The organism is Actinomadura vinacea, from assembly GCF_039532545.1.
GTDB classification, from domain to species: domain Bacteria; phylum Actinomycetota; class Actinomycetes; order Streptosporangiales; family Streptosporangiaceae; genus Spirillospora; species Spirillospora vinacea.
Genome location: NZ_BAAARW010000045.1, coordinates 79,859 through 86,425 on the forward strand (window position 1 = coordinate 79,859; position 6,567 = coordinate 86,425).

The 6,567-nt window shown below is 69.7% G+C and carries 8 protein-coding genes; all 8 read left to right on the top strand.

The genetic code is table 11. From position 1 onward, the window contains the following. The first annotated feature begins 1 nt into the window (after position 1). The 8 genes from ABD340_RS45150 to ABD340_RS45185 all read left to right on the top strand — a co-directional run bounded on the left by ABD340_RS45150 (position 2) and on the right by ABD340_RS45185 (position 6,108). Entirely contained in the window at positions 2-1,372 is a 1,371-nt protein-coding gene (locus tag ABD340_RS45150) for an FtsK/SpoIIIE domain-containing protein (RefSeq protein WP_425547543.1), read from the top strand. A gap of 89 nt (positions 1,373-1,461) precedes the next feature. Beyond that, positions 1,462-1,743 (top strand): hypothetical protein, encoded by a 282-nt coding sequence (locus tag ABD340_RS45155; RefSeq protein WP_344598010.1) that lies wholly within the window; start codon positions 1,462-1,464, stop codon positions 1,741-1,743. Beyond that, a complete protein-coding gene (locus ABD340_RS45160; RefSeq protein WP_344598012.1) occupies positions 1,743-2,486 on the top strand; it encodes a DUF2637 domain-containing protein in 744 nt (247 codons plus the stop codon). The genes ABD340_RS45155 and ABD340_RS45160 overlap by 1 nt, the downstream gene beginning before the upstream one ends. Positions 2,487-2,510: 24 nt before the next feature. Continuing rightward, on the top strand, positions 2,511-2,900 hold the full coding sequence (locus ABD340_RS45165; RefSeq protein WP_344598013.1) for a hypothetical protein: 390 nt from the start codon (positions 2,511-2,513) through the stop codon (positions 2,898-2,900). Continuing rightward, entirely contained in the window at positions 2,900-3,196 is a 297-nt protein-coding gene (locus ABD340_RS45170) for a hypothetical protein (protein WP_344598015.1), read from the top strand. Before ABD340_RS45165 ends, ABD340_RS45170 begins: the two co-directional genes overlap by 1 nt. Positions 3,197-3,296: 100 nt before the next feature. Continuing rightward, positions 3,297-4,691, top strand: a complete 1,395-nt coding sequence (locus tag ABD340_RS45175) for a replication initiator (protein WP_344598016.1) — start codon at positions 3,297-3,299, stop codon at positions 4,689-4,691. Continuing rightward, a complete protein-coding gene (locus tag ABD340_RS45180) occupies positions 4,688-4,945 on the top strand; it encodes an excisionase family DNA-binding protein (RefSeq protein WP_344598018.1) in 258 nt (85 codons plus the stop codon). Before ABD340_RS45175 ends, ABD340_RS45180 begins: the two co-directional genes overlap by 4 nt. Beyond that, on the top strand, positions 4,945-6,108 hold the full coding sequence (locus ABD340_RS45185) for a tyrosine-type recombinase/integrase (protein WP_486303569.1): 1,164 nt from the start codon (positions 4,945-4,947) through the stop codon (positions 6,106-6,108). The genes ABD340_RS45180 and ABD340_RS45185 overlap by 1 nt, the downstream gene beginning before the upstream one ends. Positions 6,109-6,567 lie beyond the last annotated feature (459 nt).

The window sequence follows — 6,567 nt, forward strand, 5'->3', positions numbered from 1 at the left end:
GATGGATGACTCCGCTCTCGCTCTGGTGCTCGGAGCCTCGGCCGCTGCGGCGGTCGGGCTCTGGGCCTGGCGCCGCTGGCATCCGGTCTCGTTCTGGTACGGCGTCGGCTTCCCCCTCCGCGCCGTCCTGGTCTATCTGACCTGGCACCATGTCGCGTCCGGGTGCAAGCTGACCCGTAGTCGGCGGCGCTGGCGCTGGACCCTGGATGCCGTTCCGCTGGCGGGTGCGGCGGCGCGCTCGGCGTCGACGGTGGTGCACAAGCGTCGTGTCCGTCGTGTGGACGTCGAACGGTCCCCTCGGTTGGGGTTGCTGCGGCCGACCCGGCTGGGCTGGCGTATGCGGCTCCGGCTGCATGATGGCCAGGTTCCGGCCGATTACGCTCGCGCGGCTGAGGGGATCGCGCATGCCTGGCGGGTCCATTCGGTCCGCGTCGTGGACGTGAAGCCGGGCAAGGTCACCCTGTGGGCGACCCTGCGCGATTCGCTCACCGATGTCCGGGTGATCCCGGAGACGGGGGAGCTTCTCACCGTGCGCCCGGGGCTGCTGGAGAACGGCCATGACTGGGTGATCGACTTCCGCACCATGCCGCACTGGCTGAATGCGGGGGCGACTCAGTCGGGTAAGTCGAACCTGGCCAACGCCGTCATCAAGGGCCTGGCGCCACAGCCGGTCGCTCTGGTCGGGTTCGACCTCAAGGGCGGGGTCGAGTTCACCCCCTACGCCCCCCGCCTGTCGGCGCTGGCGACCAACCGCGAAGAGTCGGTAGGGCTGCTGGGTGATCTGGTCGGCGAGGTCGCCAAGCGCATGGCCGTGTGCCGGGCCTACGGTGCCCGGAACGTGTGGACGCTGCCTGAGGACCTTCGCCCGACTCCCATCGTGGTCCTGGTGGATGAGGTGGCCGAACTGTTCCTGATGGCGGACAAGTCCGAGAAAGAGGAGATCGCCAAGACCGGTACGGCGCTGCTGCGGCTGGCACAGCTCGGACGCGCGTTCGCCGTCTATCTGATCATCTCCGGCCAGCGCATCGGCTCCGACCTCGGCCCCGGCGTCACCGCGCTCCGCGCGCAACTGTCCGGCCGCGTCTGCCATCGAGTGAACGATCCCGAGACCGCGAACATGACCCTCGGCGACCTGGACCCCGCCTCCCTGGTCACGGCACGAGCGATCCCCGCCGAGACCCCCGGCGTGTGCGTCGTCGCCGGACAGGACGGGACCTGGCACCGTGCCCGCTCGGTCTACGTGACCGAAGAGGAGACCGAACAGGCTGCACGTGAGTACGCCCACCTGGCGCCGTCCTGGGCGGAGTTGACCGGCGGCGGCCCGGTGCCAACCGACCTGCCGGACCTGCCGGACCTGCCTGAGGCTGCCTGACCTTCCCCCTCCCAACGGGCTTGGTGTGAGCCCTGATCGCGCCACGTCCCTACCCGATCCATGCCCGAAACCGTCCTGAAGGATCTGCCATGAGTGCGCGCGTGATCGCCTTCCGTCCCCGCCGTCGTCCTGCCTCCGTCCCCGCTCTGGTGACCCGTCCCGCCTCGTCCTCGTTCCGGGATCTCGTCCCCGCCGGCGGCGTGCGGGTCGGCTGGGACGACTCCCGAAACCTGCACGTCGCCCGGTGCGAGCGCTGCGCCGAGTCGATCGACACTCGGGACGTCGGTCAGGTGGACGAGTGGGCGGACCTGCACACCTGCGATCCGGAGTTGGCCGCGCTGCTCGCTCTCGTCCTCGGTGAGGCGTCCTGATGCGCCGCGTCCTGGGCGCCCTGGTCGACTCCGGCCCGGTGCTGGTGCTGGCGGGGATCGCTGCCGCTGGGTCGTTCACTCACATCCGCGATACCGCTGCCGAGCACGGTCAGGGCGGGTGGATGGCCTGGGCCGTCGCCGTGTGCATCGACCTGACCTGTGTGATGGCGGCGCGTGAGCGGCAGCGTGACAAGCGCACCGAGCGGCGGACGGGGCGGCTGTCGTGGCCGACGCTCGTCCTCGTCGGGGGCATCCTGCTCAGCCTCGCCGCGAACCTCGCGCAAGCGGAACCGTCGGTGTGGGGGTGGCTGTCGGCGGCGACTCCGGCCGCTGCGTTCCTGGTGGCCGTCTCCATGCTGGAACGCCGCGCATCCGGCTCGTCCCGTCCCGCGCCGTCGGCCGTCCCGTCCCCGGACGCGCTGATCGTCCCGCCGTCCTTCGGCCACCCGGACGCGCCGTCCCCTGCCCCGGCTGTGGAGGACGAGCCTCGCCCGGAACTCCCGGCCGTCCCGGACGGGCAGACCGAGATCCCCGTCCCCGCAACCGAGATCCCCGTCCCCGTCGCCGAGTCGGCGCCTCGTCCGGCCGCGCCGCTCCTGGACTTTGCCCGCCGCGTCGCGGACGAGCACAGCGCGAAGCACGGGCGCCCGATCACCCGTGACGTCCTCCGGGGGCGGCTGGGCGTGTCCAACCAACTCGCCTCCGACCTGCTCCGCCAGCTCCGCACCGACGCTCCCGCCTGAACCCCATCACCCCAGGAGATCACCATGTCTGAACACCACTTCACCCCCGACGCCGACGAGACAGCCCACCGGGACCGCATGCTTCAGGGCCTGATCGACCTGGCGGCCTTCCTGGAGGCAAACCCGGCGCTGCCGGTCCCCCGATTCGACTGGGAACTGCGCGTCCCTTCCGGCGTGAGCGTCAACGGGACCACCGACCTCCGACAGCGTGCCGAGATCGACCGCATCGCCGAACTGCTCGGCGTCCCGGTCTGGGACGAGACCTCCGACGGCGGCCCCTACACCGCGCGGCGGCACTTCGGCCCGGTCACTTATTCGGCCGCTCACATCCCGGCCCGCCGCATGGCCCAGCTCAACGCGGAACACAGCTACGCGGCCAACATCCGGGCCGACTTCGAGGGTGAGGCGGCCTGATGACCTCGACGACTTCCGGAGACTCGACGGCATGGCGGCTGCGGTGCCGGACCTGTGACATCACGACCGGCGGCCTGACCTGGGTGGCCCTGCTGGCCATCGGGGGCGGTCCCTCGTGCCCGGCCTGCGGGTCGAGCGAAGTCACCGCGCAGGACCCGGCGACCGGATCGGCGATCACCTTCCCCCGGCCGCTCGTCCCGCCGGTCGAGTGGTGGCAGTGCTGCAACTGCGGCGGCACCGGCCTCGACTCCCACGGCGACACCTGCCCCCACTGCTCCGGCCTCGGCCACTGCTGATTACGCCCCGGGCGGGGCTGCTCCACCGCCAAGTTTCGCCGCTCCGCCCGGGGCCCGCCTCACCGACCACCCCTGATGAGTGACAGGAGACCTCTTCATCGTGCCCCAACCCGTCATCACTGCGCATGACGCCCGGCAGATATCCCGCCTCCTCGACCGTCCCGACTTCGTCCGCTGGGCTGCCCGTGCCCGGTCGACCGGCGGGTGTGCACAGCCGGTGTTCCTCAAGGGCGGCGTCGAACACGTCCACACTGGTACCGGGGAAGTGCTGCGCCGCTACTCCACCGATGGGGAGCCGGACGGCGCGCTTCCGGTGGCCTGCAAGACCCGGCGGGCCTCCCGCTGCCCGGCCTGCGCCGAGATCTACCGGGCCGACACCTACCAGCTGATCCGCGCGGGCCTGGTCGGCGGCAAGGGCGTCCCGGCCACGGTCACCGCACATCCGGCCGCGTTCGTCACCCTGACGGCCCCCTCGTTCGGTCCCGTCCACTCCCGCCTCCTGGGCAAGGGCGGCAAGCCCGCCAGCTGTCACCCCCGGCGCGACGCCCAGAGGTGCCCGCACGGCGTCACGCCCTCGTGCACGGTGCGGCATGGCGTCGATGACGCCCAGCTCGGGCAACCGCTGTGCCCTGACTGCTACGACTACGCCGGGTCGGTGCTGTTCAACGCCATGGCGCCGGAGCTGTGGCGCCGGTTCACGCTGGCGCTGCGCCGCTACCTGGCGCGGGCGGCGGGCCTGACCCTCAAGGAGTTCGGCCAGACCCTCGCGGTCTCCTACGCCAAGGTCGCCGAGTACCAGCGGCGGGGCGTGGTGCACTTCCACGCCGTCATCAGGTTCGACGGACCCGACGGACCCGCCACGTCCCCGCCAGCTTGGGCTACGGCTGGCCTGCTGGATGCAGCCGTGCGGCACGCTGCCGGGGCCGTCACGGTCACCACCCCTGAGGCTGAGGGGATGCCCGCGCGGGGCCTGGCCTGGGGCCCACAGGTCGACATCCGCCCCATCACCTCGTCGGGGACGCTCACCGATCAAGCTGTCGCCGGTTACGTCGCCAAGTACGCCACCAAGGCGGCCGAATGCGTCGGCACCCTCGACCGGCGGCTACGCCCGAACGAAGACCTCGACGTCCTACCGATCACACCCCACGCGCGGCGGCTCATCACCGAATGCCTTCGCCTGGGCGCCCTGGAAGCGTTCGCAGACCTGCGGCTGACGGCCTGGGCTCACATGCTCGGCTTCCGGGGCCACTTCTCCACCAAGTCCCGCCGCTACTCCACCACCCTCGGCGCGCTCCGCCAGGTGCGCATCGACTTCATCCGCGCCCAGCAACCCGCCTGGCAACCGGGCGACGACCAGACCGACGGCCAGATCATCGCCCTCGCTGAATGGCGCTTCCACTCCCAGGGCCTCACCCGTGCTGAGGCGCTGGTCACCGCAGCACTGACCGGCAAGGACCTACCCCCTCCAAACCCGATGAACGGGAGTCTTGGTTGACCCTGAAGGCCGTTCCCCCCGCCCCTCTCGCGGCCAATGACCGGCTGCTGACCGTCGCGCAAGCGGCGGAGTACCTGAACACAACCGAACGGTTCCCCCGGCGGCTGATCGACGAACGGCGCATTCGCTTCGTCCGCCTGGGCGAGCCCGGTAAACGAGGTCTTATCCGCATCCCGGAATCCGCACTCAGCGAGTACGTGACCGCCGGGCTGGTCGAGCCTATGACCGCGTCTGACATTCGGAGGGCTGCGTAATGGCAAAGCGTGATTTCGGGACTTTGCGGCAGTTGCCCTCTGGACGTTGGCAGGCTCGTTACCGGTCGCCGGACGGGGAACGGTTTAACGCCCCGATGACGTTCGCGACCAAGCGGGAGGCTAACCGCTGGCTCACGCTGAAGGCGGCGGAGATCGAAAAGGGGGAGTGGATCGACCCGGACGCAGGAAAGATCCTCCTGGGGGACTGGGGCGCCCGGTGGCTGGAATCAGTCCGTCCGAGCCTCAAACCGAAGACGTACGCCTCGTACCTCTCGCTGTTCACGACCCAGATCAAGCCGAAATTCGGCGACTCGGCGCTCACGTCCATTCGACCGATCCGGGTGAGTGAGTGGGTCGCGGAGATGAACGCTCGGGGCCTGAGTGCTTCCCGGATCCGGCAGGCTCACGTCGTGCTCGCCCTGGTGATGGAAACGGCGGTGACCAACGAACTGATTCGCGTCTCGCCCTGCGCGGGGACCAAGCTGCCCCGTCTGGTCGTGCACGATCCGGTCATCCTCACGCGGGTCCAGGTCGAGAACCTGGTCAAGGCGGCGGTCGCTCCGCATGACCTCCTGGTCGAGATCATGGCCTACGCGGGGCTGCGCGTCGGCGAGGCGTTCGCGCTGCGGCGCAAGAGCATCGATCTCGATGCGGGGGCCATCCGCGTCACTGAGACCCTGGTTGAGATCTCGGGGAAGACGTCCTTCGGCACCCCCAAGGATCACCAGATCCGGGACGTGCAGATCCCGGCCTTCCTGGTGCGGCGGCTCCGGGCTCACCTGGACGAGATGGCGGGCAAGTCGCCGAACGCCCTCCTGTTCGTGAACAAGCGGGGGAACGCACTGCATTACAACGCGTGGCGTACCTGGAAGTTCGACCCGGCGGTCGAGAAGGCCGGACTCGACGGCGTGACCCCTCACGACCTGCGGGCCACTCACGCGTCATGGGTCGCGGACGAGTTCGGCGTCTTGGCGGCTGGGCGCCGTCTCGGGCACTCCAACACCACCATCACGACCCGGCACTACGCGCGTAGGCTGGAAGGCAGGGATCACGACGTCGCGCGGGGCCTGGACGCGTTCCGAGACGGCAAGATCGAGCCTGGGGCACGTACGGGGCACGACCAGGACGACGACGACCCTCCGGCCGCTCCAATCCCGGCCTGACCTGCGATGGAACCGGCCAAGATCACAAACCGAGCGTAGATCTGTAAATCCGTCGGCTTAGCCTTCCCAGGTTCGAATCCTGGACCCGCCACCACAGCGCAGAAGGCCCTTCACCAGGCAAGACACTGGCGAAGGGCCTGTTTGCTGCTTACACCTCTTCCCAGCCGTCCCCGGCTCTTCCCGGCCATCTGTGGAACAGGCGTGGAACGCCTCCCGCATGGGCTGACCGTCCCGCATCGAGTCGCGCTCCTCGATGTATCCCGCGGCGAGGGTGATCGTCGGGCGTCCTCGGGCGCTAGATGCTGGCGCTGAGGGTTCCAGCGGTGCACGGGCATCCCTCCACCGCATGACATCGCTGCGATGAGAACCAGGAGCCAAGCCGACACCAGATCGCTTGTGCAACCTCGGTTGGTGCTTGACGTTTGGTGCTCGGGTGATGCTTGACACCGATCCTAGGTT

What these genes read in the sequence shown, in the direction of transcription:
- ABD340_RS45150 (WP_425547543.1), top strand. Translation starts at nt 2, where the DNA reads ATGGATGACTCCGCTCTCGCTCTGGTGCTCGGAGCCTCGGCCGCTGCG.
- ABD340_RS45155 (WP_344598010.1), top strand. Translation starts at nt 1,462, where the DNA reads ATGAGTGCGCGCGTGATCGCCTTCCGTCCCCGCCGTCGTCCTGCCTCC.
- ABD340_RS45160 (WP_344598012.1), top strand. Translation starts at nt 1,743, where the DNA reads ATGCGCCGCGTCCTGGGCGCCCTGGTCGACTCCGGCCCGGTGCTGGTG.
- ABD340_RS45165 (WP_344598013.1), top strand. Translation starts at nt 2,511, where the DNA reads ATGTCTGAACACCACTTCACCCCCGACGCCGACGAGACAGCCCACCGG.
- ABD340_RS45170 (WP_344598015.1), top strand. Translation starts at nt 2,900, where the DNA reads ATGACCTCGACGACTTCCGGAGACTCGACGGCATGGCGGCTGCGGTGC.
- ABD340_RS45185 (WP_486303569.1), top strand. Translation starts at nt 4,945, where the DNA reads ATGGCAAAGCGTGATTTCGGGACTTTGCGGCAGTTGCCCTCTGGACGT.